The organism is Deltaproteobacteria bacterium (assembly GCA_016709225.1).
Lineage (GTDB): Bacteria > Myxococcota_A > Polyangia > Nannocystales > Nannocystaceae > Xiheibacterium > Xiheibacterium phototrophicum.
This window is the reverse complement of the sequence record JADJEE010000012.1, coordinates 3,449,376-3,474,155: the sequence shown is the minus strand read 5'-3', so window position 1 is coordinate 3,474,155 and position 24,780 is coordinate 3,449,376. Positions and strand designations below refer to the sequence as shown.

General features: G+C 69.6%; 22 protein-coding genes. 14 read left to right on the top strand and 8 right to left on the bottom strand.

Annotated elements, in window-relative coordinates; all coding sequences use genetic code 11:
* Positions 1 to 7 precede the first annotated feature (7 nt).
* Positions 8 to 766, bottom strand: coding sequence for a hypothetical protein (locus IPH07_39395; GenBank protein MBK6923520.1), 759 nt, complete (start codon positions 764 to 766; stop codon positions 8 to 10).
* 191 nt (positions 767 to 957) lie between these two features.
* Between IPH07_39395 and IPH07_39390 the strand changes: the two genes are divergently transcribed.
* Both IPH07_39390 and IPH07_39385 read left to right on the top strand, forming a co-directional pair.
* Positions 958 to 2,331 carry a hypothetical protein gene (locus IPH07_39390; protein MBK6923519.1) on the top strand — a complete coding sequence of 458 codons (1,374 nt, stop codon included), beginning with the start codon at positions 958 to 960 and terminating at the stop codon, positions 2,329 to 2,331.
* Positions 2,332 to 2,415: 84 nt separating this feature from the next.
* Positions 2,416 to 3,270 carry an MBL fold metallo-hydrolase gene (locus IPH07_39385; protein MBK6923518.1) on the top strand — a complete coding sequence of 285 codons (855 nt, stop codon included), beginning with the start codon at positions 2,416 to 2,418 and terminating at the stop codon, positions 3,268 to 3,270.
* A gap of 13 nt (positions 3,271 to 3,283) precedes the next feature.
* Here IPH07_39385 and IPH07_39380 read toward each other — a convergent pair whose 3' ends face one another.
* Positions 3,284 to 4,225, bottom strand: coding sequence for a hypothetical protein (locus tag IPH07_39380; GenBank protein ID MBK6923517.1), 942 nt, complete (start codon positions 4,223 to 4,225; stop codon positions 3,284 to 3,286).
* Between the two features lie 221 nt (positions 4,226 to 4,446).
* On the opposite strand from IPH07_39380, the gene IPH07_39375 reads away from it, so the two are divergent.
* From IPH07_39375 to kbl, 4 genes are all read left to right on the top strand, one after another.
* Positions 4,447 to 6,096 carry a serine/threonine protein phosphatase gene (locus IPH07_39375; GenBank protein ID MBK6923516.1) on the top strand — a complete coding sequence of 550 codons (1,650 nt, stop codon included), beginning with the start codon at positions 4,447 to 4,449 and terminating at the stop codon, positions 6,094 to 6,096.
* Between the two features lie 115 nt (positions 6,097 to 6,211).
* Positions 6,212 to 7,177, top strand: coding sequence for an NAD-dependent epimerase/dehydratase family protein (locus tag IPH07_39370; GenBank protein ID MBK6923515.1), 966 nt, complete (start codon positions 6,212 to 6,214; stop codon positions 7,175 to 7,177).
* Between the two features lie 79 nt (positions 7,178 to 7,256).
* Positions 7,257 to 8,660, top strand: a complete 1,404-nt coding sequence (locus tag IPH07_39365) for a hypothetical protein (protein ID MBK6923514.1) — start codon at positions 7,257 to 7,259, stop codon at positions 8,658 to 8,660.
* A 9-nt stretch (positions 8,661 to 8,669) separates the two neighbouring features.
* Positions 8,670 to 9,854, top strand: a complete 1,185-nt coding sequence (gene kbl, locus IPH07_39360; GenBank protein ID MBK6923513.1) for a glycine C-acetyltransferase — start codon at positions 8,670 to 8,672, stop codon at positions 9,852 to 9,854.
* Between the two features lie 41 nt (positions 9,855 to 9,895).
* Here kbl and IPH07_39355 read toward each other — a convergent pair whose 3' ends face one another.
* From IPH07_39355 to IPH07_39335, 5 genes are all read right to left on the bottom strand, one after another.
* Positions 9,896 to 10,069 (bottom strand): hypothetical protein, encoded by a 174-nt coding sequence (locus IPH07_39355; protein ID MBK6923512.1) that lies wholly within the window; start codon positions 10,067 to 10,069, stop codon positions 9,896 to 9,898.
* 259 nt (positions 10,070 to 10,328) lie between these two features.
* Positions 10,329 to 10,880: a hypothetical protein gene (locus IPH07_39350; protein MBK6923511.1), complete on the bottom strand. Its 552-nt coding sequence runs from the start codon at positions 10,878 to 10,880 to the stop codon at positions 10,329 to 10,331.
* A 124-nt stretch (positions 10,881 to 11,004) separates the two neighbouring features.
* Entirely contained in the window at positions 11,005 to 12,339 is a 1,335-nt protein-coding gene (locus IPH07_39345; protein MBK6923510.1) for a DUF1501 domain-containing protein, read from the bottom strand.
* Between the two features lie 23 nt (positions 12,340 to 12,362).
* Positions 12,363 to 14,690 (bottom strand): DUF1592 domain-containing protein, encoded by a 2,328-nt coding sequence (locus IPH07_39340; protein ID MBK6923509.1) that lies wholly within the window; start codon positions 14,688 to 14,690, stop codon positions 12,363 to 12,365.
* A gap of 647 nt (positions 14,691 to 15,337) precedes the next feature.
* A complete protein-coding gene (locus IPH07_39335) occupies positions 15,338 to 16,540 on the bottom strand; it encodes a hypothetical protein (GenBank protein MBK6923508.1) in 1,203 nt (400 codons plus the stop codon).
* Between the two features lie 353 nt (positions 16,541 to 16,893).
* Between IPH07_39335 and IPH07_39330 the strand changes: the two genes are divergently transcribed.
* The 3 genes from IPH07_39330 to fdhD are packed head-to-tail and all read left to right on the top strand — an operon-like array spanning position 16,894 to position 19,092.
* Positions 16,894 to 17,454 carry a hypothetical protein gene (locus IPH07_39330; protein MBK6923507.1) on the top strand — a complete coding sequence of 187 codons (561 nt, stop codon included), beginning with the start codon at positions 16,894 to 16,896 and terminating at the stop codon, positions 17,452 to 17,454.
* Between the two features lie 40 nt (positions 17,455 to 17,494).
* Positions 17,495 to 18,274, top strand: coding sequence for a hypothetical protein (locus IPH07_39325; GenBank protein MBK6923506.1), 780 nt, complete (start codon positions 17,495 to 17,497; stop codon positions 18,272 to 18,274).
* 14 nt (positions 18,275 to 18,288) lie between these two features.
* Positions 18,289 to 19,092, top strand: a complete 804-nt coding sequence (gene fdhD, locus IPH07_39320; protein MBK6923505.1) for a formate dehydrogenase accessory sulfurtransferase FdhD — start codon at positions 18,289 to 18,291, stop codon at positions 19,090 to 19,092.
* A gap of 4 nt (positions 19,093 to 19,096) precedes the next feature.
* Here fdhD and IPH07_39315 read toward each other — a convergent pair whose 3' ends face one another.
* Positions 19,097 to 19,480 (bottom strand): hypothetical protein, encoded by a 384-nt coding sequence (locus IPH07_39315; protein ID MBK6923504.1) that lies wholly within the window; start codon positions 19,478 to 19,480, stop codon positions 19,097 to 19,099.
* Positions 19,481 to 19,553: 73 nt separating this feature from the next.
* Between IPH07_39315 and IPH07_39310 the strand changes: the two genes are divergently transcribed.
* From IPH07_39310 to IPH07_39290, 5 genes are read left to right on the top strand one after another with little or no spacing between them, the layout of a single operon-like run.
* The gene (locus tag IPH07_39310) at positions 19,554 to 20,213 is read left to right on the top strand and encodes an NTP transferase domain-containing protein (GenBank protein ID MBK6923503.1); all 660 of its coding nucleotides are present in this window, start codon (positions 19,554 to 19,556) and stop codon (positions 20,211 to 20,213) included.
* Entirely contained in the window at positions 20,210 to 21,982 is a 1,773-nt protein-coding gene (locus IPH07_39305; protein ID MBK6923502.1) for an STAS domain-containing protein, read from the top strand. The genes IPH07_39310 and IPH07_39305 overlap by 4 nt, the downstream gene beginning before the upstream one ends.
* A gap of 29 nt (positions 21,983 to 22,011) precedes the next feature.
* Positions 22,012 to 22,752 carry an EI24 domain-containing protein gene (locus IPH07_39300; protein MBK6923501.1) on the top strand — a complete coding sequence of 247 codons (741 nt, stop codon included), beginning with the start codon at positions 22,012 to 22,014 and terminating at the stop codon, positions 22,750 to 22,752.
* Positions 22,752 to 23,537, top strand: a complete 786-nt coding sequence (locus tag IPH07_39295) for a methyltransferase domain-containing protein (protein ID MBK6923500.1) — start codon at positions 22,752 to 22,754, stop codon at positions 23,535 to 23,537. Before IPH07_39300 ends, IPH07_39295 begins: the two co-directional genes overlap by 1 nt.
* Before the next feature lie 38 nt (positions 23,538 to 23,575).
* Entirely contained in the window at positions 23,576 to 24,631 is a 1,056-nt protein-coding gene (locus IPH07_39290; GenBank protein ID MBK6923499.1) for a hypothetical protein, read from the top strand.
* Positions 24,632 to 24,780: the final 149 nt, after the last annotated feature.

Genomic DNA, 24,780 nt, shown 5'->3' with positions numbered 1-24,780 from the left:
GCGGCCGTCACCCGCTCGCGACGCAGTTGAGCACGTCCTCGTCCGAGAGGAACGCGTCGTCGCAGTCGAGCACGAGCCCGACGCCGTCGGCGATCGCGTAGGACGCCGCGTCGATGCACGCCAGCACGTCTTCGTCGCCCGTCACCGCGTCGTAGCAGGCGCTCGGGAGTGCGACGGCGGTCCAGCTGGGTCGCGCGGCGCTGACGATGCACGCGAGCACGTCTTCGTCGCCCGTCACCGCGTCGTAGCACTCGCTCGGCAGCTCGTTGGCGTCCCACGCCGCGGGCGCGGCCGCTGCGATGCACGCCAGCACGTCTTCGTCGCCCGTCACGGCGTCGTAGCAGTGGTCGACGAGGGCGACGGCGTCGCCGAGGGCTGCATTCGCGGCGTCGATGCAGGCCTGCACGTCGTCGCTGCCCGTGACAGCGTGATCGCAGGCGTCGACCACCGAGGTGCCGGCGGAGTCGCCGGCGCTTGCGGACGCGTCGCTCGCGGAGCCCTGGCTCGCGGAACCATCGCCCGCGGAGGCTTCACCGGCCGACGCATCACTCGCGGAGCCTTGGCTCGCCGAGCCGTCGCTCGCAGAGCCCTGGCTCGCCGAGCCGTCGCTCGCAGAGCCCTGGCTCGCCGAGCCGTCGCCGGTGGGGCCCTGGCTGGCGCTGCCGAGCGTGACGGAACTCTGACCCGATGCGTCGCCACCGCTGTCGCCACCGTCGTCGTTGCCGTCGTCGGTGGTGCACGCGACGACGGACAGGGCCGCGACCACGACGGGCACGAGGCGGAGCCAGTGGGAGGGGGCGCGGTGAGTGGTCCAAATGGACGATCGCATGCAGCCCCCCACGACGCAGCCTGGCGACGAAGTGACGCAAGAAAAGTTGGCGTGCGCGGGTCGACCGCGCGCCCGCACTGCGGGTGGGCTACACTCCGTGGCCTACCCGCAGGAGCCTGTAGATGCGCATGAACGTTTCGTCGCCCGCCTCGGTCGCGATCTTGGTCTGTCTTGCCGGCTGCCCGGTCGCCGAAGACGTCGTGCAGGACACCGAGGGCTCGAGCAGCAGCGGTGGTTCGACTGGTGCGAACACGACCACGGTTTCGACCTCCGCGAGCACCACGTCGCAGGCCGACAGCTCGACCACCGATCCGACCGTGACCACCACGATGACGACGACGGGCGAGACCGACTCGACCGACGCGTCATCGAGCACCACCTCGCAGGCCGAGTGCGACTCGTCGATCGATTGCAACGACCCCGACAGCCCCGTCTGTGTCGACGGGAGCTGCGTCGGCTGCTCGAGCGACCAACAATGCGAGGAGAAGAACGCCAACGTGCCCGCGTGCGATGACAGCGGGCACTGCGTCGAGTGCTCGGCCACCAACACCAACGCCTGCGAGGGCACGGTGCCGCTGTGCGATGCCGACATCGGCTCGTGCGTGGGCTGCACCTTCCACGAGCAGTGCCCAGGCGCCGCGTGCCACATCTACACCGGGGCCTGCTTCGCGCCCACCAGCGTGATCCACGTGGGACCGACCCAGACCTTCACGACGATCGCGTCGGCGGTGGCGTCCGTGATGGACGGCGAGGAGGCGGTGCTGCTCGTCGACGCCGGCTCGTACAGCGAGCCCAGCATCCTCGTCACCGGCGATCGCCAGGTCGCCATCCTCGCGGCCGACGACGACGCCCAAGTCACGTGGGTCGACAACCAAGGCACCGCGCACCTGGTGGTCGACAACGGCGCCGAGGCGTACCTCCAGTCGCTGCGCGTCACCCTCAACCTGAACAGCGGCCTCGAGGCGCTACAGGCCGATGGCGCCGCGCTCTACCTCGATCGCATGCAGTTCTTCACCAACGACCACGGCGCGGTGGCGTTTGTCGGTGGCGCGACCGGGCAGATCCGCAGCTCGTTCGTCATGAGCGGCTTCACCACCGCCGGCGTCGTCGTGTCCGACAGCACGCTCGACGTGGTGTACTCGACGCTCGGAGCGATGAACGCCAACGCGCTCTACTGCGAGGGCGCCTTCACGACCAACGTGCGCAACTCGTTCTTGGTCCGCAGCCAGTCGAGCCCAGCGGTGAACTGCGATGGTGCGACCTTCGAGACCTCGGCGGCCCCCGAGACGCTCGATGGCACCGCGAACGTCGAGCTGCCAGCCTTCGACACCACGTGGTTCGCGAACTACGGCGGCGGCGATCTGTCACTCACGGCGTCGGCACCCGCCGATGTACTCACCGCCGCGGTATGGCTCGCCGGCGATCCGTCGGTCGATTTCCACGGCGACGCGCGGCCGAACGTCGAGGGCACCGCCGATGCCGCGGGTGCCGACCTGCCCTGAGCGCGCTCGACTCGTCCTCCGAATCGGTGCCGTGACCGGGGCGACTTCGACCGCCGGCGACGAAGGTGCTATCCCTGTCGCCGCATGCGAGTCGACAGCGTCCAAGGCAACACGCAAAAGCTCGACGGGGGCGCCATGTTCGGCAACGCACCCAAGGCGGTGTGGTCGAGGTGGTGCCCGGCCGACGAGCGCAACCGCATCGCGCTGGCCTGTCGCGCGATGCTGGTGCGCGAGGACGGCCGCAACGTCCTGCTCGAGACCGGCATCGGCGCGTTCTTCGAGCCCGCGCTGCGCGAACGATTCGGCGTGGTCGAAGATCGCCACGTGCTGCTCGACTCACTGGCCACGCTCGGCCTCTCGCCCTCCGATGTCGATGTCATCGTGCTGTCGCACCTGCACTTCGACCATGCCGGCGGCCTGCTGGCACCGTGGCGCGACGGTGGCCAGCCCGAGCTGGTGTTCGACCGCGCACAGGTCGTCGTCGGCCGCGAGGCGTGGGCCCGCGCCAACGCGCCGCACGCCCGCGATCGTGCGTCGTTCATCCCCGAGCTGCAGCCGCTGCTCGAGGCCACCGGCCGGCTCGAGATCGTCGAAGGCGAGCGCTCACGGGTGCTCGGCGACGACTACAGCTTCAGCATCTCGCACGGCCACACCCCGGGCCTGTTGCTGACGCGCGTCGCAACCCCGCACGGCCCGATTACGTTCATGGGCGATCTCGTGCCCGGCGCGCCGTGGGTGCACCTACCGATCACGACGGGCTACGACCGCTACCCCGAGCTGCTGATCGACGAGAAGCAGGCGCTACTCGAGCAGATCCGAGTGGAGCACGGCTGGGTGTTCTTCACCCACGATGCCGAGGTTGCCGCCGCTCGCGTCGAGCTCGACGACAAGCGTCGCTACCGCACGGTCGACGCGCTGCCCGAGCTGCACTGGGCCTGACACCCGCCGCGCGTCAGGAGCCCGACGAGCCTTCGTCGCTGCGATCGCCCCCGACCGGCACCAGCGGGAGCGTCTTGCCGGTGACCGCGAGCTGCTCGCCGACGCTACCGGCGCGCTCCTCGGGCGGGATGATGCGCAGCGGCTGGGTGCTGCGCGTCGGCAGCTGATGCAGGCCCGATCCGTCGAACTCGCGCCGCTCGAGGCTCGCGTCGCGGAAGTACAGCGCGTACTCGGCGATCGACGCGTGCACGCGGAGCCACGCGTCGAGGCTGGGCTGGAAGCGCGGATCGGCGACCAGCTCGAGCGCCTCGCGAATCGTCACGTAGTCGGCGGGGCCCGCCAGCTTGGCCTCGAACACCGACATCAGCTCGGGCGCGCGCTCCCGGGTGTGTCGCAGCAGCACGCGCCACTGCTCGGGCGAGAACTCCACGCAACCCTCGGCGTGGTCCTCGGCGAGACGCGCGAGCGCGGCATGGTCGCCACTCAACAGCAGCGCACGCATGTGCGGCTCGAGCAACGCGAACACCTCCGGCCGGATCGCGACGATCTCGTAGACCGGCTCGGCCCACAGCCAGTCGTCGGCCTCTTCGGTGATCACGAGCCCGACCAGGTCGGTACCGGCGGGCAGCGCATCGGCGAGGTCCGCGAGCCCGAACGAGATCGGCCGCCACCGTTCGAGCCGCCCCGGGTCCCGCAGCGCGTCCACGAAATCGGCGAGCTCGTCGGGGCCCACGACCATGCGCGCGAGTCGTCGCTGCAGGTCGATGACCTGGTAGTAGTCCGAGAGCTCGTACATCATCACGCGCCACTCGCCACTCAGCAGCTCGATCTCGAGGTCGTGGTCGCCGAGAAGGTGACGCAGCTGCACCAGATCGCCGTCCCGGAGCTGTTCGAGGATCTGGGCCTCGAGCTCGCGATAGACCTCGGATGGGATCTGGTACGCCCTTGCGCGCACTGCAGGCAGGCTACCGGAAATGCCGTGCAGCCACCACTGGCAGCGTCGGGTCGGCGAGCCCGGCGGGGCGGCCGATTTCACAGCGCGCGCGGAGTGCGGGACGGCACCGCACGCGTGCGCGGGAGCCCCGAGCCGGCCGTCCCTGGCGTGCCCTGATAGACTACCGCGAACGGCACTCTCGAACCCTGGCGCCGACAAAGGGCGCCTCTTCCAGGCGGACGATGATCCAACTGAGCGATGACCCCGAGGTCGCAGAGCAGCAGATCGAAGCGGTGCTGTTCTACCTCACGACGTGCGGCTACATCGACGACGACTTCGATCTGACCGAGAAGTCGTTCGTTCGGCAGCTGCTCCGACGGCTGGTGACCGCGCGCGTCGACGCCCAGGGCCAGCTCGATCCCGAGCTGCGCTTCGAACAGATCGAGCGGCAGCACGAGCACTACCTCGAGCTGTTCCAGCAGGTCGACTACGAGGTGCGGTCACTGATGTCCGAGGTCGTGGCCGACGGCGAGGACAGCAAGGGCTTCGTGCTCACGAAGCTCAAGCTGCGCTGCTTCGAGCTGTTCCGGACGCTCTCGCCGGTCAACCGCGAAGCGCTCATGGGCATGGTCGACGAGTTCATCCACGCGGACGGCGTCGTGCACCCGCTGGAGGTCGAGTTCCGCAACGATCTCGCGTCGCTGCTGGGTCAGCCGGAGCTGCCGGACACCGCGGTCGACGTGGTCGACAAGGTCGCGATCGAGCGGCCGGTCGAGCTGCCGACCGCGACCGCCGATCACCCGTTCTTCCAGGGCTTCGAGCATCACTACTCGCACGACCCCGAGGTCATCCGCGCGCAGATCGCCGTCGACGTCGGCGTGCTCGACCAGGCGGAGGCCAAGTGGGAGGCGCTGCGAGCCGCGGGCCAGGGCCGGCTCACCGGCAAGCAGCGGGTCCAGGAGCTGACCGGCGACGAGTTCCTCGACGGCCACACCCACGTGGTGCCGCGCCCCGACCATGACTACGAGCTGATCGTGCTGGGCGACCTCCACGGCTGCTACAGCTGCCTCAAGGCGGCGGTGATGCAATCGCGCTTCATGGAGAAGGTGAAGGCTTACCGAGCCGACCCCAAGAACAACCCCGACGTGCGGCTGGTGCTGCTGGGCGACTACATCGACCGCGGTCGCTTCTCGCTCAACGGCGTGCTGCGAGCGGTGCTCAAGCTCTACCTGACGGTACCCGAGCACGTGTTCGTGTTGCGCGGCAACCACGAATATTACATCGAGTACCAAGGCCGTGTGTACGGTGGGGTCAAGCCCTCCGACACCATCAGCTCGCTGCAGCCGCTGGTGCCCGACGAGGTGTTCCACCGCTACCTGCGGTTCTTCGAGCAGATCCCCAACACGCTGCTGTTCGACAACCTCATGTTCGTGCACGGCGGGATCCCGCGCGACGCGGCGCTGCGGGATCGCTGGCGCGACCTCTCGGCCTTCAACGACCCCGATCTGCGCTTCCAGATGCTGTGGAGCGATCCGAGCCGAGCCGATCGCGTGCCCGACGAGCTGCAGGCCGCCAGCGCGCGCTTCGCGTTCGGGCGGCTGCAGTTCCGCGACTTCATGGCGAAGATCGGCTGCGCGCTGCTCGTACGCGGACACGAGAAGGTCAACGCGGGCTTCCGCGATCACTACCCCAACGACAGCACCCGCCTGTTGACGGTGTTCTCGGCCGGCGGCGTCGCCAACGACGACCTGCCCGAGGACAGCAACTACCGCGACGTGCGACCGATGGCGGTCTCGATCACGCGCACGGCGGGCGAGACCAGGGTCACGCCTTGGCCCATCGACTACCGCGCCTACCAGGGCCCCGACCGCAACGCATTCTTTCGCGTGTGAGGCGTTGGCGCGGCCGCGGCCACGCCGCGGGGTCGGCACGCGCGGTGCGTCACGCGACATGGCCGGTGGGCGCCTGCGCCAGCGGGCGTTCCGCTTGCTAGTCTCGCCGGCGAACATGCGCATCTTCGTCACCGGGGCGGGCGGGCAGATCGGATCGGACCTCATCCTCGCGCTGCGCGAGCGCGGGCACGAGGTGCACGGCAGCGACGTCGCCGAGCGACCGGCACGCCTGCCCGAGGCGGTGCCGTGGCACCGTCTCGACGTCACCGACGCCGACGGCGTGGCGCGCTTGCTCGGCGAGCTGCAGCCGCAGCGCGTCTACCATCTCGCGGCGATCCTCAGCGCGCGCGGGGAGCAGATTCCCCAGACGACCTACGCCGTCAACCAGACCGGGACCTACAACCTGCTCGAGGCCTGCCGCATCCACGGCATCCCGCAGCTCGTCTTCACCAGCACCATCGCGGTGTTCGGCCCCGGCCTGCCCGAGCTCGTGGGCGACGACGTGCCCCTGCGCCCGACGACGATGTACGGCGTCACGAAGGTCGCCGGTGAGCTCCTCGGCGAGTACTACCAACGACGCTTCGGGCTCGACTTCCGCGGCGTGCGATTCCCCGGGCTCATCGGCGCGAGCCTGCCCGGCGGCGGTACCAGCGACTACGCGTTGTTCATGTACACCGACGGCGTGCGCGTGGGTTCCTACGAGGCCTTCTGTCGCGCCGACACCCGCATCCCCCTGATGTACATGCCCGACGGCATCCGTGCGCTCATCGAGCTCGCCGACGCACCCAAGCAGGGTCTTCGCCGCAGCATCTACAACATCGCCGCGTTCAGCCCGCCGGCGAGCGAGATCGCGGCGAGCGTGGCCACGCAGATCCCCGGGGTGAAGATCACGTTCGCGTCGGATCCGAAGCGGCAGGCCATCCTCGACTCGTGGCCGCGCGCGCTCGACGACAGCAACGCGCACGCCGACTGGGGGTGGAAGGCCGCATTCGACCTCGATGCGATGACGCGTGACCTGGTTCCGCGCGTGCGCGAGCTACTGGCGGCCGCACCCGATGCGCTGACCCTCGCCCCGCACTGACGATCGGCCTCGGCGCCCCCGCGCTCGGCCTTCCGAGCCCGCGCACCGGCGTGTACGATGGGTTCTGGGATCGAAAACCATGATGACCTCGCGATTGCATCGTTCGCGCCTGCTGCTGTTGTCCTGTGGTCTGGTCACCGTCGTCGCGTGCGGCAAGGAGGGCGAGCAAGGCGATGACGGGGGCGCCGATTCCAGCGGGAGCAGCTCGTCGGCCAGCACGTCGCTGACGACCACGACCTCCGCGACGAGCTCGAACACCACCGATCCTTCGTGCATCGAAGGCAGCGAGGACTGCCCCTGCCTCGATGGGGTCGAGTGCCAGGGCACGCTCCAGTGCATCGAGAACGAATGCAAGCCGGGCCCCACCTTCGATCCCGACCAGGACGACCGCGCCGTGCTCGGGGGCCTGGTGGTGCCCGTGCAGGTCGACGTGAACGCCGACGAGTACAGCTGGTCGCAGGTCTCGGGCCCGAGCACCGAGATCCTCGGCGACGGCGCGAACATCCAGGTGCCGATCCCCGCCGATGCGAATCCCGGCGACGTGATCAGCCTGCGCATCACCGCCACGCGAAACACGATCGAGGCGACCTTCGACTACAACATCACCGTCCTCGAGCCGACCTTCGAGGACTTCCTGGTCGGCGTCGCCGATCCCGAGCAGCTCGGCACCTCCGTCGCGCTCGACTTCGATGGCGCCGGCAACCTGTGGGTCGCGTCGAGCGAGGGCTTCCTGTCGCGGTTCGATCCCGAGGGCATGTTCCAGAACCGCTACGACCTCGCCGGCGCCCCGTCGAGCATGCGGCTCGGCGACTTCTACATCGCCGATCAGGACGACAACATCGACGTGCTCTACCTTGCCGATGCCACGGCGCAGTCGATCTCGGCGTACAACCCGGCCAACGATCAGACCAACCTCATCGTCGATGCGCTCGAGGGCGGCGGTCCCCTGGGGCCCGTGAGCAGCGTGCTCCCGGACGGCGGCGGTGACCTGTTCATGGTCAACCGCGACAGCAATCAGATCATCTACTACTCGGTCGACGACGGTGTCGCGCGCGTGTTGACCGAGGCGGTGGTGGGACTAGCCACGCTCAGCTTCGGGCCCGACGCCAACGTCTTGTACGTCGGCACGGTTGGGCAGGTATGGCGGGTCGGCGTGCTGCAGGACGGCACCGCCGCCGAGCCGAGCCTCTACGTCGACGTCGGCGACACCATGGATCCGCTGCAGGAGGTCGGTGGCCTCGCCTTCGACGAGGGCGGCAACCTGTGGATCGGGGTGCCCGGCGCGCGCGCGGCCCACGTCGCCCACTACGTGGTCGACGGCGCGACCGACATCGCGCGGTCGTTCAGCGACGTCGGGACCACCGACTCGAGCTTCGTCGGGCTGCGCTACGGTCGCGGCGATTTCGACGACGCGACGCTGTACTGGACCAATCGGAGCGATCGCACGGTCGGCCGCATCCAGACCGGGCTACGAGGCGGCTAACATCGCCGCATGTTCGAACAGGCGAAGGACCACTACGCGGCCATCCTGCAGGAGATCCGGGACGCCGGGTTGTACAAGCACGAGCGCGTGATCGAGTCGCCCCAGGGCGCGACGATCCGCGTGGGTGGCCGCGAGGTCCTCAACTTCTGCGCCAACAACTACCTGGGCCTGTCGAGCCACCCGCGGGTGATCGAGGCCGCCCGCGTCGCGCTCGATGAGCGTGGCTACGGTCTGTCCAGCGTACGCTTCATCTGCGGCACGCAGGATCGGCACCGTCAGCTCGAGCAAGCGATCGCGAGCTTCCTCGGCACCGAGGACTCGATCCTCTACAGCTCGTGCTTCGACGCCAACGGTGGCGTGTTCGAGACCCTGCTCGGGGCCGAGGACGCCATCATCTCCGATGAGCTCAACCATGCGTCGATCATCGACGGCATCCGCCTGTGCAAGGCGCAGCGACACCGCTATCGCCACGACGATCTCGACCAGCTCGAGGGCATGCTGCGCGAGACCCAGGGCGCGCGCGTACGCATGATTGCGACCGATGGCGTCTTCAGCATGGACGGCGACATCGCGCGGCTGCGGGAAATCTGCGATCTGGCCGAGCGCTACGGTGCGATGGTGATGGTCGACGACAGCCACGCGACCGGCTTCGTCGGCAAGACCGGCCGCGGCACCCACGAGCACAACGACGTCATGGCCCGTGTCGACGTGATCACCTCGACGCTGGGTAAGGCCCTCGGCGGCGCGTCGGGCGGCTTCACCAGCGGCCGTCGCGAGCTCGTCGACCTCCTGCGCAACCGCTCGCGACCGTACCTGTTCAGCAATACGCTCGCGCCACCGATCGTCGCCGGTAGCCTCGCAGTGCTGGAGCTGCTCACCGCCTCGACCGAGCTGCGCGACAAGCTGGAGCAGAACACCCAGCGCTTCCGCAGCGGCATGGCGACCGCGGGCTTCGCGATCCGCCCCGGCGTGCACCCCATCGTGCCCATCATGCTCGGCGAGGCACGCCTGGCGGTCGACTTCGCCGCGCGCCTGCTCGAACGAGGCATCTACGTCATCGGCTTCAGCTACCCCGTCGTGCCCAAGGGCCAGGCTCGCATCCGGGTCCAGCTCTCGGCGGCCCACAGCCCCGCGGACGTCGATCGTGCCATCGCCGCCTTTGCCGAGGTCGGCCGCCAGCTCGGCGTCCTGTGATCCTGCGGACGCCGGCGGCGCCCTCGGCCGTGGGCGCCCCGCTAGCTGTGCTCGTCCACCGCGACGTACGCGACGGTGATGACGAAGGCGCACACGAGCAACAGGATGGAAATGGTCAGCGGTGTCATGGCGCTCGGGCTCTGACGCGGCCGGTCTTCGGCGTAGTCAATGGGTGTCGGATAGCGAGGCCCGTGCCAGACCAGGCCGGCTCGCACGGGCCGCGCGATGGATGGGATGGATGGGCACGATAGCGCGGGCAGCTGGCGATCCGACACTTTTCGCCCAGTTCGAGGGACCACGCGACGCCCCGCCATCGGTGTCGCGAGCTGCAACGATCCGCTGCACGCCGACGCAGGTTGCAGCGCGGGGACTCGCAACGAGCGTGGCGTCGATCACTTCACCGTCGGACGCCGACGCGGCGGATGTCACACGAAGAACCGCCGGCGTCGACGCCTCGCCACGCCGGCGCAGCACTCACCGATACACGCGCTGCGACGTCTGCAGCGCCTGCTCGAACTTGTCGAGCTCGGCCATGATCGCCCGCAGCCGCTCGTCGAGCGGTGGTCCACCGTCGCGCTGGATGTGACGGCGCTCGAATGCATAGCCCTCGGCGGCCAGCGCGTTGCGGATCGGGTCGGGGTTGGCGCCGACATCGTGGAGGGTCGCGCGGTCGGCCTCACCGAGCCGGTCGATGGCGACCAACCAGTCCGCGATCGCTCGGCTGACGTTCATCAGCATGGTGTCGAAGCCGTCGAGGTCCTCGGCGGTTGCGTTGAGCTGCCCCATGCGCAGCTCGGCGACGTCACGCACCGGCGACTCGAGGCTGATGCGAAGCGACCTCGTCTCTCGCACGAGCGCGCGCAGCGACTGGCCGAGGTGATCGAGCTGCAGCGGCAGCTCCTCGCGGGCGTCGGCGAGGTACTTGCGGTCGCGGGCGCTCGAGCGGAACACCCGGAACAGGCCGTAGCCCGCGCAGGCGGCGACGAAGAGAAAGAAGAAGCCCATCGGGTCGTGGTCGGTGCGCACGACGCGACGCGTACGCGAGTCTCGCGGGATGATAACGCGAGCGGTCGACCGCGCTGCGAACCAAAGACAAAACGGGCGCCCGGTTGCCCCGGACGCCCGTCGACCTCGAACCCCGTGGTGAGGCTCAGCCGAAGATCGGCAGCGGATCGCCCTTCAGCTCGAGCGGGAACATCGCGGCGAGCTCGCTGTCCGCGAGCCCGTAGATGGCGCGCAAGCCGTGGTGGATGTCCGACGGATGGATGCGGCGCGCGGCCTCGGCGTTGTCCGGCGTCAGCGACGTCGTGACACCGATCGCGCTGTGCTCCTCGTTGCTCGAGCCAACGACCCGGTTGCCCTGGATGTTCGGCCCCATGAACATCATGGAGGTCACGTTCCAGTGGTCCTTGCCCATGCCGCCGTTGTAGTACGGCGTGCGACCGAAGTCCGAGCCCATCGCGACCACGACCTTGTCGCCGACCCCCTGCCGCTCGGCCTCCTCCATGAGGAAGTCGACGCCATCGAGCATCTCGAGCAGCCGCGGAATGTGGCTGGCATCGTGGTCGCCGTGGGTGTCGAACCCGCCGACGTCGAGGTTGGCCGACACGCAGATGCCGGCGCGGTAGGCCGCGATCGCCAGCTGCGCCTGACCGCGCAGACCCTGCTCGAGCTGCTCCGGCAGGTACTCCTGCAGGCGCTTGAGCTCGTTGCTGCCGCTGCGCGCGATGAACAACGCGTTGATGGCGTTGCGGATCTTCGGCAGCCCCTGGTTGGCGGCGAGGGCCTGGTCGCGACCGGCCTGGGCCTCGTCGATGAGCGTCTGGACGGCGTCGTTGTGGAAGCCCGACTGCTCGTTGTTCGGGTCGATGCGCGACGGGTAGGCCAGACGTCCGAGCACGTTGATGGCGTTGCCGGCCGCGCGAACGCGGGGCGACACACCGGCGGTCTCGGCGTAGCCGCCGAAGCTCATGAACGACATCGGCAGCTCCCTGCCGAACGCGCCGGCAATGAAGGCCGAGATGGCCGGGAAGCCCTCACCCAGTCGACCGGACCAGGTGTTGCGGCTGCCGGTGTCGTGACCGTTGGTCTCGACGTCGATGCCGTTCACCACGAGCAGGCGCTGGTAGTACTTCTCGAAGAAGGTCTTCATCGAGTACGTCAGGCCCAAGTTCATCGCCGTGTCGTTGAACAGCGATGCGTACGGCAACGGCGCGTAGCGGATGTTGCCGATCTGCTCGATCTCATCGGTGAGGTACGAGCCGTTCATCGGGTTCGGATCCGACTCGCTCTTGGCGCCCTTGGGGTCGCAGAGGCTGGTCGGGTCCCAACCGCCGCCAGCGTTCACGCTGACGAACAGGTTGCCCAGGTAGGGTTCGAACGAGGTGCGGGGTTTGTCCGCCAACCCGCGGCCGCCGAAGGCGGAGGGGGCGACGAGGGTGAGACCCGTGCACGAGGCAAGCTTGAGGAAATCGCGGCGATCCATGGCTGTTCGTCCTCCTTCTTTCTTTACTCGTGCAGGAACCGGTAGTCCGAGAGCAGGTAGCTGACGACAGCCATCCACGCGCGGATTGTGTAGTTGCGGTCTTCCGTGATCGACCGCTCGTTGAGCGGCGCTCCGGACCAGAAGTCGGCGGTCGCCTGGCACTGGCCGGGCAGCTGCGGACCGTACTCCGGCACCTCGTTGCCGTTCTCGTCGACGATGGTCGTGGCCATGCCCCGCTGACCCTCCTTCCACACCTTCAAGAACAGCTCGTAGGTGCGGTTGATCTCGGGGTCGTTCTGGTCGAGGTACTCGCCGAGCAGCTTGGCATGCAGGTACTGCATGTTGGCGCGGATCGACGAGGCCGCGGCGGGGACCTCGAAGCCGTTGCCGTCCTCGGGCTCGAAGCTGGGATCGACGTACGGGAAGAGGCGACGGTCACCCGGGGCGCGCGTGAAGTCGGCCGCAGTCGACCAGCACGCGATCTCGTTGCCCATGCGCTTCGCCGTGTTGGCGATGATGCCGTTGGGCGTGGTGATGCGCTCGACCACCGTGTCGGAGTCGATGCCGCCGTAGAAGATCTTGTACTGATCGTCGTCGAGCAGCAGGTCGGTGTCCTCGGCACTGACGCGCCACGGCTGGCCCGTGACCGCCTCGATCTTGCGGTTGAGCTGCTCGGGGATGAGCAGGCGACCGGTGCCGAGCTTGCTGAGCTCGGTCTCGCGGGTCTCGTCGAGCCCCTCCGCGTTGTAGGCGCGGTAGTACGGGGTCTTGACCAGCTCCTTGACGACCGTCTTCAGGTTGTAGTTGCTGTCGATGAACTTCTGCGCGATGCCATCGAAGGTCTTCGCCTGCATGTCGGCGGCACGGATGCCCTCGAGGTAGCCCTCCTCGGACGGATCCGAAGGCGCCTCGAGCGGGTCGTCGCCCGACAGACCGTGGTACAGCACGTCGATGGCCGACACGGCGAAGCGGCGATCCTGCGCGGCCTGACCTGCGAGCCAGTTGAGCGCGCGCGGGTACTCCTCGGGCGGCATCACGACATCGCCGTAGCCCGGCGCCTTCATGTCGCCGAACCAGCCCATCTCGGGCGGCTGGTACTCACCCATGGGCCCGAAGTTCTGGAATGCGCCCGCGACCGGATCCACCTGCTCGTGGCAGACGCTGCACGCCGAGTTGTTGAGCCAGGGCGCGACCCCGAGGATCGCCGACGACTGCACCGGGCGCTCGCCGAGCTTGAGCACGTCGGTCGCCAGGAAGTACTTGTAGAAGATGCGCGAACGGTGACGATTGCGGTTCGTCTCCGTGGTCGGGAACCGGTTCAGGAAGACCGTCGTGGTCATCACACCCGCGTGCGGAATGCCCGGGATCTTGGCCGGCGCGAACTCGGTGTAGTTGCTCGGATCCTGGAACTGCACGCCCTGCAGGCCGTACACCTTGGCCGAGTACGGGTTCACCATCGTGTAGTCGGCGGTGAGGATCTCCGTGAACGGCTTGTTGTTGCGCACCACGTACGCGACCAGCTCGAGCGCCTCGCGGGCGACGGCTTGGTTGCTGAAGCGGCCCAGCGTGTCGGCGTCGGGCTCGTTCTCGTACCAGCGGACGTACGGGTAGATCTCGTTGTCGTCCATGTTCTGCGCTTCGAGCAGGTCGAGCGCCATGGTGTTCGGGTAGTAGCGATCGGTCAGGAAGTGATCGTTGTAGATCTCCTTGAGCCGGTCGTAGAACGCGTCCTCGGTCATCATGTCGTCGAGCACGCCGTCGAGCGCCTCGAAGCCACCGTCGCGGACACGCTGCTCCTCCTCGGGGGTCGGCAGACGACCGGCGATGGAGAGCGAGGCCTTGCGCAGGGTCGCGACCTCGTCGAGCAGCTCGACGCCGGAGAAGAACTCGGCCTCTTCCTCGCCGTCGTCGGCGCAGGTGACCGGGTTCTCCAGGCGGTCGATCATGCCCTGGAACGCCTTGTACTGCTCGCTGCCCTTGTCGAGCTGCATCGCGCCGCCGTGGGTGATGCCCTTGTCCATCGAGGGCTTCACCAAGATCCACGGCGTGCCTTCATACTGCAGCTTCGCCATCGACTCGAACACCTTGAGATTGTTCTCGAGGTAGTCCGGGCCCCACTTGGCGTCGCGGAGGATGAAGCTGGAGTCCTTCGCCGCACCGGTGTCGCTGTGACACTTGATGCAGGTCGTCCCCAGGATGTTCGACCAGACTTTCTCCTTGAAGTAGTCTTCGTTGGAGACGCACTGGTCTTCGGTGGTTCCTGCTTCGTTGCAGGCGTTGAGTGTGAAGGCCGACAGTAGCCCCGCCGCTACGCCTAGCCCGAGCGTCTTGCTTGCTGAACGCGCTCGCATCGTCTTGCTCCCCTCGCTGATCGCCCGACCCACTGAAAGTTGTTGGCGGTTGGGATCACGCTCCCACGCCGCGATCGCATCGTATGCGGATCGCCGTGAGGGACGCAAGCACGAGTTTTCGAGAACGCGATCGTAGCCCGGTGAATTCGTCGTTTCACGCAAGGTTCGGCGACGGCGTCTGGGGCCTTCGACACCCACGCGACCGCGTCTTTTCGTGACCACGCACCGGTGTCGGATGGGTGTCGCTCGGAGGCCCCACACTGTCACATCGGCGTCGGACACCGCGATCCGGACGCGTCCTTGGTGTCGCTTGGGAATGCGAGGTTGTCCGATCGCAGCGCTCCCACATCGGCGCCGTGGGCAGGCTCCACGATGGCTGCGGTGTCTCGCCCCCGCGGGATCACGCGTTGCCGTGCCGTGGTCGCGGCGCAGTTTTCTGCTCGCACCGGCGCGATCGCTGCGCTGCTCGACGCGGATGCGCATTGCACACGCCGGCGTCGCCCGTGTCCGTCGCACCCGTGCCCACAAGGGCCGCCCACCTTGCCCCGCGATCGCACCGCTGCCGCGCGTGTACACGTCGACACGTCGCGGTCACGCGCGATGCGTCCGCACGGGGCGAGGCCGCGAGCTTCGGCGCCGACGGGCGGCTACATCGTCGTGCTGGTACCCATACCGCCGCTCGAACCACCGCTCGAGCCACCGCTCGGGTCGCTCGTCGAACCGGGATCGGTGGTGCTCGCGTCGGTCGGATCGGTGGTGCCGGGATCGGTGGTGCCGGTATCGCTACCGTCGGGCTGGCACTGACCGGAGCCGTCGTCGCAGAACTCGTTGTCGCCACAGCCCGGGGCACAGGTGCCGCCGCAGCCGTCGCCGCCGCACTGGCGGCCGGCGCAGTCGGGCACGCACACGCACGAGAGATCTTCACCGGGGGCGAAGCCCTCCATGCAGTTGCACACCGCCGCGTCGCCCTGCACTTCGCAGGTGCCGTAGTCCGAGCAGGTCTCGGCGTAGCAGGGGCTGGTGTCGAACGAGAGGAACCCGAGCTGATACGCGAGCTCGTCGGATCCACCGATCACGCCGACCACCACCGGCGTCTCGAGCTTGCCCGACTGGAACGGCGTGACGTCGAACTCGATCTCCGCACTGGTGACGCCGACCTTCGCAGTCAGCGGCCCATCGGAGCAGCCGGCCGACAACGATCCGCCCTGGACGCCGCCCAGCTCGAAGCCACAGTCGCCCTCGCCGGTGCCGTTGAGCGCCTTGTCGTAGGCCTGGCCGAAGTCGTAGATCGACAACGCGACGTTGAAGCGCGGCGTGTTGGTGAGCCCGACGCGGAAGTGGGCGACGTCGCGGAAGGTCATCCCGGGCTGCGTCGGCGACGAGCCCAGCATGGGCTCGAACATCTCCGTCATGCGCATGCCCTCGTTGGCGAGCGCGATGACGCCGAGCTCGTTCACCCACGTGCTGGCCCCGGCGCCCGCCACCGTGAGGCCGTCTTGCACGAACAGCGCGACGCTGTCGTCGGACCCACCCGTGAACTTCAGCTCGGCCGGCAGTCGCAGGCCCAGGCCCTCGGGGGTGAGCTCCATCGCCCCACCCTGCTGCACGAAGTCGCGGGCCGAGAGGTCGCGCGCCGAGGTCAGCAGCTCGATGTCGGTCTCGGCCGTGAGCGCGCCCGCCGGGATCACCAGCTCGATGCCGCCGCCGGCGAGCGTGCCGCCGTCGGGGCCGATCGTCGCGCGGGTGATCAAATCGCCCTTCGCCGCCGCGTCGTCCTTGCAGCCCGCAGGCAACACGACCATCAGCGAGACCGACGCGAGCACCCGAAGTGAAGCGAGCTTTCGATGCATGGCAGTGGATCCGACTCTACACCACCGAGGTTGTCGAGGAAGCGACGATCGTGGTGGATCGAACGCGGTGGTTCGCGTTTGCGTGTGGGCGCGTGCCCCCAAGCACTGAACTCGTTGCGAGGTGACGCAACGCAAGCCATCGCGCTTTCGCGTGGTCGTGCCGTGGCGTCACGCGTCGGTGCCGACGCAGCGCCGCTCCCGACTGAGCACGCGACGCGAGCGCGTTCGAGTTGGTTGGATCGCGTGGGCTCCCGACCCGCGGCCCGCGACGGGTCGCGTTCGGGCCGCGATCGTGCCGGTGCTCGTGCGAAGCTCCCTAGGTCGGGTAGCCTGTGTGCGGCCAGGTAGGACCCATGTTCGCTCGCATCCAACCGCGCATCGTCACGTCGTCATGGACTCGCACCCTGCAGCTCGCCGTCGCCTTCGCGTCCGCGTGTGGCGGCGACGGCCCGCCGGCACCGTCGGTCGAGGAGTCGATCGCGAAGGCGGTGCAGATCGAGGGCAAGGACCAACAGCAACGCGAGGCGCTCGATGCCAAGGAGCGAACGCGTCGGGACGAAGCGGCCAAGGCCGAACAGGCGGTCGATGCCCGCCGCGACGCCGAGATCGACGCCGCTGCGACGCTGCCGACCCCGTTGCCCGCCGACGTCGCCGCAGCCTGCGACGCCGTGGTGAATGCCTACGACGAGTTCATGAAGCGCGGGCCCGAGAAGGACGCGCTCGAGTGGTTCGATGGTCGTCGCAAGAAGCTCGCAGAACGTCGTGCAGCCTGCGTCACGCAGGGTCACGTCACCGTCGCCGCATGCCAGTCGCAGGCGCTGATGGCTCCGCTGCCGAGCCTCGACGAGCTACCGCGCATCGACGCGGCCGCACGGGTCCTCACACGCTGTGCCGACAAGTTCGGTCGCGCGTGACGCCGAGCGAAAGCCAGAGCGGATCCGCTATCATGGCGGCGTGCGGCGTCTCGGACTCGCAGCCCTCGGGCTTGTCGCGTGCACGGTCTCGAACCCCGAGTTCGGGCTCGATGGCAGCGGCAGCGACGGCGGCAGCGGTGGTGCCAGCTCGGGCGAGAGCGGTGGCAGCACCACGCTCGTGACCGCAGACACCGGCGAGAGCACTGGCGCGCCGGCGTGCGGATTCGCCGACGTGCCCGAGTTCGAGCTGCGGCTCGAGCAGGACGGCACCGAGATCCCGGCGATGTGCGGCGCGCAGAGCCACCTCATCACGGTGCTGGGCACCGCCGCCGACGCGCTGGTCTACCAGAGCTGCGACCAGACCTGCCCGTGCGCCGAAGGCCCGATGTATCGCCTCGTGTTCGACAACCTCGTGTTGCCCGCCATCACGGTGCCCGATGACGGCTGCATGCACATGGTCATCGAGCGCTCCGACGCGTGTGAGGTCACCGGCTTCGTGCTCTCGCTCCCACCGGGTCTCGACGAAACGCCAGAGTTCGTGGTGGTGCAGCAGATCGACCGCGGCCCCGAGGGTCTCGCGCGACCGCTGCCGAGCTTCGACTACGAGCTGACCGAGACCTGCGACTGCAGCAACTGTTGCGCATCGAGCGGCAGCTACCGGCTCGTGATCGCCGGCGAGAAGATCGCAGAGGGCGAGACCAAGCCGGTCCCCGAGCCAGCCTTCGGCCCGCGCGCGATGCTCGTGCACAACCTCGCATCCCACGTCGACGAGACGTGCACCCCGACGAAGCTGTGGACCGCGACGAAGCAGGCGGATTGATCACCGACCGCACGGTGTCGGTCCGGCGCGACGAGTGGCGGGCCGGGGTCGGACGCGAGAGCGACGACCTGCTCGCGCGGGAGGAGCCGCTCGAGCTCCGCATCGCCGGCGCATCGATCGCCGTGGTCATGCGGACCCCCGGGGACGACCTCGACCTCGCGCGCGGCTTCATGCTGACCGAGCGCATCGTCGAGGCCCCGGCACAGATCGTCGCGGTGCGGCACTGCGACCGCATCGAGGATCCCGACGCGGAGGACAACGTCGTCAACGTCGTGCTCGCACCGGAGGTCACACTCGATCTCGCCCGCCTGCGTCGCCACACCTTCGCGTCGAGCAGCTGTGGCGTGTGCGGCAAGGCCACGATCGCCGCGGCCACCGGCTGCGCGCCGCCGCTCGACGACGCCATGCGCATCACCATGACCGAGATCTGTGCGCTGCCCGAGCGACTGCGCGCCGGCCAGCCGACGTTCGACGCGACCGGGGGTCTGCACGGCGCCGCGCTGTGTCGGCCCGACGGCACCGTGCTCGCGATCCGCGAGGATGTCGGGCGCCACAACGCGATCGACAAGCTGGTCGGCTGGGCCGCGCAGGCGCTGCCGTGGCCATGGTCGAACCTGGTCCTGGTGGTCTCCGGGCGCACGTCCTTCGAGGTGGTGCAGAAGGCCCTCGCCGCCCGCATCGCGGTGATCGTCGCGGTCTCGGCCCCGACCTCGCTCGCGGTCGAGCTCGCGCGCGCCAGCGGCGTCACGCTCGTCGGCTTCGTGCGTGGGGATCGGGCCTGCGTCTACGCCGGCGCCCAGCGCATCGCCGCGCCGTGAGCCGTCAGCACGCGCCCTCACCCGCGGGCCGACCGAAGCCGTCGCTGTCGTCCTCGCCGTCACGCGGGACCAGGCAGCGAAAGTCCTTCTCGACCAACAGCGACAGCGTGCGCGCGGCGTCGATGGCTTGCTCGCCGCGCACGCCGACCTCGTCGGTGTCGGCCAGGCGCAGCACCCACGCGCGCGGCAGCGTGACGACGATCGCGGCCCCGTCGAAGGACGCCGCCAGGCTCGCCGCGCCGTCGTCGGCCCGCAGCACGTAGCGCAGCGTGGGCGCGAAGGCGCCGAAGTGCACCGTGTCGATCACCTCGCCGGCCTCGACCAGCGTCTCGAGGTCGCCTTGCGAGAGCCGCAGACGCAGGGCATCGCCGCGAATCCTCAGCTTCATCGTCGCGCGATGCTAACACGGCCGCGGCGCTTGATTCCCGGGTCGTGAGGGCGGACCCTCGTCCACGCAAGACGTGGTTTCGAGACGCGCAGCCGTCATCCTCGCGGGTGGTGCATCGAGCCGCATGGGCCGCGACAAGGCGTGGCTCCGGACGGTGGATGACGACGACGCGCCGGGCGCAGGCGCCGAGCCGCTGCTGCACCGGGTGTGTCGCATCGCCCAGACCGCATGTCCGCGCGTCATCGCGGTCGGACGACGCGGCGTGTCGCTGCCGGTGTTGCCGGTCGGCACGGTCCGCGTGGACGACGACGACGGCGGCCCGAGCGGTCCGCTGGCGGGGACCGTGGCGGGGCTGCGCGCGGCGCTCGAGCGCGGCGCGGAGGTGGCCTACCTCGGCGCCTGCGATGCCGCGTGGCTGAGCACGATCCACGTCGAGGCGATGCTGCAGGCGCTCGAGCGCGGGGATGCGCGGGCGGTGGTACCCACCGGCGGGCAACGCGACGACGGCACCGCGATCGTCCACGCGACCAGCGGTGCGGTGCGCGTTGCCGCTGCGCTCGCGACGGCGGTGGCGCTGCTCGCCGCGGGTGAGCGCGCGCTGCGTGGACTCTACGCGGCGCTGGCGGCCACGCACGTCGACGCCGCCAACCTGCCCGACCCGGGCGCGCTGCGCTGCTGCAACACGCCCGAGCAGCTGGTGCTCGCGCGGGCCCACTGGGTGGCACACCCGTGAGCACGACCGGCAGCGGCGGCGGAGCCCACGGGGGTGCACGCGGCGGTGACATGCTCGCCGCGCTCAGCGTGTTGGCGCTGCTGATCCCGCAGGCGATGGCCTACGCGATGCTGGCCGGACTGCCGCCGGCGGCGGGACTGTTCTGCGCCGCCGCGGCACCGCTCGGCTACGCGCTGCGGGGATCGAGCCCGTACCTGGCGGTGGGGCCCGTCGCGATCATCTGCTTGCTGGTCGCGAGCGGCCTGCAACCGCTCGCGGAGCCCGGCAGCGCCCGCTACGGCGAGCTCGCGATCGTGCTCACGATGATGGTGGCGTCGATCTACCTCGCGCTCGCGCTCGCGCGCGCGGGCTTCATCGCCAACTTCCTCGGGCACCCGGCCATCATCGGCTTCAACGCCGCCGGTGCATTGGTGACGGCCGCCAGCCAGCTCAAGCCGCTGTGCGGCTTCCCCAAGGACGTCGCCCGCGACGCGACCGCCAGCAATCCGTGGCCCGCGCTGCTGCACCTGGGCCACGCGTCGCTGCTGACCTTGGCGTTCGGTCTCGCGACCATCGCCGTGCTCGTGGTGATGCCGCGCCTGCAGCGGCGCGTGCCCGCGGGACTGCTCGCATGCGTGGCGGCGGGACTCACCGCGTGGGCGCTCGATCTGCCCAGCCGCGGCCTGCCGGTGGTCGGCTCGGTGCCGCGATCGCTGCCGAGCTTCGCGTGGCCATCTCCGGGCCTCGCCGAGCTCCGGGCACTGTTGCCGACCGCACTGTCGGTCGCGATCGTGGGCTACGGCTCGTCGGTCGCGATCGCGAAGGCGCTCGCGGTCAAGCAGCGACAGCGCATCGATCCGAACCGCGAGCTGTGGGGTCTGGCGCTGAGCAACGCCGCGGCCGCGCTGGTGGGCCCGCTGCCGGCCTCCGGCAGCCTCGCGCGCACGGTGGTGAACATGCAGTCCGGCGCACGCACCCGCGTCGCCGGCGTGCTGGCGGGCGTGGGGGTCATGGTCGCGGTGTTTGCCATCGGGCCCTCGTTCGCGGTGCTGCCGATGGCGGTGCTGGCGGGCATCGTCATGCACGGCGCGCTGCAGCTCGTCGATCTCCGTGAGGCCCGAGCGATCTGGCGCACGCATCGCAGCGACGCCGCCACCATGGTGCTGACGTTCGTCATCACGCTCGTGGTCGGTTTGGTCGAGGGCCTCGCGGCGGGGCTCGTGGTCGCGCTGGTGCTGTTCGTGGTGCGCACCGCGACGCCGCACACCGCCGAGCTGGGCCGCATCCCGGGCTCGATGGTCTACCGCAACAGCCAGCGCTTCGCGGTCGAGACCTGCCCTCAGGTCGGCATCCTGCGCCTCGACGCACCGCTGTACTTCGCCAACGCGCGCTTCCTCGAGGATCGCGTGCACGGCATGCTGGCCGAACGCCCCGACATGGTGCTCATCGCCATCGACTGCTCCGGCATCGCCGACGTCGATGCGACCGCCGTGCAGTCGCTGCGCAACCTCACCGTCTCGTTGCGCGAGCGCGGCAACGACATCCACCTCATCGGTCCGATCGGGCCGGTCCGCGACCTCCTCGTGCGCACCGGCCTGTGCGACCTGTTGGGCGAGGGCAACCTCCACCGCACCATCATCGAGGCGGCACCGACTCTGATGGCCCGCATCTCGCGCGACTTCTGCGAAATGCAGTGCAAGGTGTCGGCGTTCCCCGACTGCACGCTCATTCCTCGCGCGGGCGCCAAGTCGGCCGACAGCGAGGCGGCCCGCTTCAGCCCGCAGATCTGAGCCCATTCCCCCACCGCCCACGAACCCCGATGAAGACCACCTCCGAACTCGTGCTCGGGATGCGCAGCGCCAGCGAGGGCGTGCGCACGGCGTGGCGCAGCCCCGAGGTCCGGCGGACCTACGCCTCGCTGGCGCTGGTGCTGCTGGCGATCACCACGGCGCTGGACGTCGCCGGCGTGTGGACCGTGATCGCGTGGACGCGCGTCGACGACGGGACCTGGTGGCAGATCGCGATGATGGTGCTGCTGCGCCTGGCCGGCATCGCGATGGTGCTGCTGAGCGCGCCGGTGGTGGCGATGTTCCTGATCCAGGCGCTCTTCCCCTTCCTCGGCGAGCGCGTGTTCCTGGCCGGGATGCGGGTCATCGCGCCGGCGCGCGCCGATGAGCTGGCGGCCGCGCCGGGCCTGCCGCTGGCGCGATCGCTGGCCGACGCGCTCCTACGCCTCGGCATCTTCGTCGCGCTGACGGTGGCGCTGTTCGTGCTGTCGTTCGTGCCCGTGGTGGGCTCGGTGCTGGGCCCGGTGCTGCAGACCTGGCGCAGCGCGATCGCGTTGGCCTGGGAGCTGCTCGATCCCTACTTCGACAAGCGCGGCCTGGATCGCGCCGCGCAGCGCGAGCTCCTGCGCCGGCACCAGTCGCGGCTGCTGGGCTTCGCGCTGCCGTTCACGTTCGTGATGGCGATCCCGCTCGTGGGCCCGCTGGTGTTCGGGCTGGCGCAGGCCGGCATCGCACGCGTGGTCGTCGACGCGATCGACGGGGAGCAGGCGTGATGCGAGCGGCATCGTGGCTGCTGGCCTCGCTCGTGGCGTGCGGCTCGACCGCGCCGACCGCAGCCCCGGGCCCGACGCCGCCGACCGCAGCGTCGGAGCCGAGCCCGACCTCGAGCGCGCTCGCACCCCGCAGCGATGCGAGCGTGCCGAGCGAGTCGCCCGACCCGGTCGCAGTGCGCATCAACGAGCGCTATGCCCGTCGCGACGCCAGCGACTGGGACAGCTTCGAGCGCGAAGGCCGAGAGGTCTTCGATCACCGCACCCGCATCGTCGACGCGCTCGCGCTCGCGCCCGGCGACGTGGTCGCCGACGTCGGCGCCGGCACCGGGTTGTTCACCCTCGAGTTCGCCCGTCGTGTCGGCCCCCGCGGCCGCGTGTTCGCCGTCGACGTGCAGCCCTACTTCCGCGAACACATCGCCGAGCGCGCCGCACAGGCCGGGCTCGAGAACATCACCACCGTGGTCGCGGACCAGCGTCACAGCGGCCTGGCCGCCGACAGCGTCGATGTCGCGTTCCTGTGCGACGCCTATCACCACCTCGAGCTGCCGCAGACCTACCTCGCCGACCTGCATCGAGCGCTGCGCCCCGGCGCGCGCCTGGTGGTGGTCGACTACGACCGCACGCGGGCGGGCGTCGATGCATGGATGCGCAAGCACGTCCGCGCCGATCCGGAGCAGTTCCGCCGCGAGATCGAAGGCGCGGGCTTCCGCCTGGTGGACACGCCCGCGCTGCTGCGCGAGAACTTCGTCATGATCTTCGAGCGCCCCGCGGACGAAACGCGATGACGGCCGGGAGCGCCCGCACGCGGCGTACGGTCGCTTGCGTGCTGCCGTGGGGGGTCGCGCTGGGCTGCGGGATCGTCACGCCGCTGACCGGCATCGATCCCGCCGAGAGCGCGAACACCTCGGATGTCGGCCACTCGAGCACGACCGTCGCGGGCATGACCGAGTCGACCACCACCACGGCCTCGTCCGCCGTCGACGGCACGTCGGAGGCAGACGGCAGCAGCGGCAGCAGCGACAGCACCGGCGGCGAGATCCCGATGGTGCCGACGTGCCCGATCGATCGCAGCGAGGACGACCGCCCCGACGATGACGACGCGCCGCAGATCCGCGTGATGTACGTGTTGCCTTCCGACGGCGACGACGAGGCGCTCGACACCAACGATCGCATCTGCGACTCGGTGCGCAGCTGGACCACGTGGCTGCGGGGTCAGACCGACGATCGCCAGCTGCGTCTCGACACCGCCGGTGGTGCGCTCGACATCGGCTTCGTGCGTCTGTCGCGAACCGATGCGCAGATGCACGGCACGGCCGCCATCGCCGACGTCGAGACCGGCTTCGCCTACGTACGCGATCGCATCGAGCAGGAGCTGCTGCTGGCGGGATTGCTCGCGCCCAGCAAGATCTACGCGGTCTACTACGGCGGCTCGAGCGAGTACGCCTGCGGCGGCGGTGCCTATCCACCGCTCATCGTCGACCAGGTGGCCGCGATGTACCTGGGCGGGCAGATCCCGGGCTTCCCCGCCTGCACCAGCGAGCCGTGGGGCGAGCCCGACGCGGCGCCGGCCTACGTCGACTACGCGATGCTGCACGAGCTCATGCACACCCTCGGCGCGGTCGACCTGCTCGCGCCCCACGAGCACGCCAGCGGCCATGCCTACGACGACGGCGCCGCGATGTCGTGGACCGATCTCATGTACTCGCCGCGCGAAGGCCAGCGTGACCCGGCGTGGGGCGTCTACGAGCCCGGTGGGCTGCAGCTCGATCTCGGCCGCGACGACTACTTCGACCACGACGACCCCGACCTCGTCGACCTCGCCGACAGCATCTTCGTCGCGCCGACGCCCGCCGGGGCGTCGCTTCCGCCGGGCTGGTGACCGCCGGCCGCTTGCGGGCGCGCACGACGGCGCGATACCTTGGATCGCGGGGATGGTTCGCCGTGCTCGGGCGTGCACGCGCCCTGGGGCGGCGACCAGATGGGATGACGTGCCATGGCCTTGGTTTCGAGCCGACGATGCGACGATGA

Coding starts and splice junctions, on each gene's coding strand:
- IPH07_39300 (MBK6923501.1), top strand. CDS start 22,012: ATGAAGACCACCTCCGAACTCGTGCTCGGGATGCGCAGCGCCAGCGAG.
- IPH07_39335 (MBK6923508.1), bottom strand. CDS start 16,540: ATGCATCGAAAGCTCGCTTCACTTCGGGTGCTCGCGTCGGTCTCGCTG.
- IPH07_39330 (MBK6923507.1), top strand. CDS start 16,894: ATGTTCGCTCGCATCCAACCGCGCATCGTCACGTCGTCATGGACTCGC.
- IPH07_39340 (MBK6923509.1), bottom strand. CDS start 14,690: ATGCGAGCGCGTTCAGCAAGCAAGACGCTCGGGCTAGGCGTAGCGGCG.
- IPH07_39365 (MBK6923514.1), top strand. CDS start 7,257: ATGATGACCTCGCGATTGCATCGTTCGCGCCTGCTGCTGTTGTCCTGT.
- IPH07_39370 (MBK6923515.1), top strand. CDS start 6,212: ATGCGCATCTTCGTCACCGGGGCGGGCGGGCAGATCGGATCGGACCTC.
- IPH07_39345 (MBK6923510.1), bottom strand. CDS start 12,339: ATGGATCGCCGCGATTTCCTCAAGCTTGCCTCGTGCACGGGTCTCACC.
- IPH07_39375 (MBK6923516.1), top strand. CDS start 4,447: ATGATCCAACTGAGCGATGACCCCGAGGTCGCAGAGCAGCAGATCGAA.
- IPH07_39295 (MBK6923500.1), top strand. CDS start 22,752: ATGCGAGCGGCATCGTGGCTGCTGGCCTCGCTCGTGGCGTGCGGCTCG.
- IPH07_39385 (MBK6923518.1), top strand. CDS start 2,416: ATGCGAGTCGACAGCGTCCAAGGCAACACGCAAAAGCTCGACGGGGGC.
- IPH07_39390 (MBK6923519.1), top strand. CDS start 958: ATGAACGTTTCGTCGCCCGCCTCGGTCGCGATCTTGGTCTGTCTTGCC.
- kbl (MBK6923513.1), top strand. CDS start 8,670: ATGTTCGAACAGGCGAAGGACCACTACGCGGCCATCCTGCAGGAGATC.
- IPH07_39315 (MBK6923504.1), bottom strand. CDS start 19,480: ATGAAGCTGAGGATTCGCGGCGATGCCCTGCGTCTGCGGCTCTCGCAA.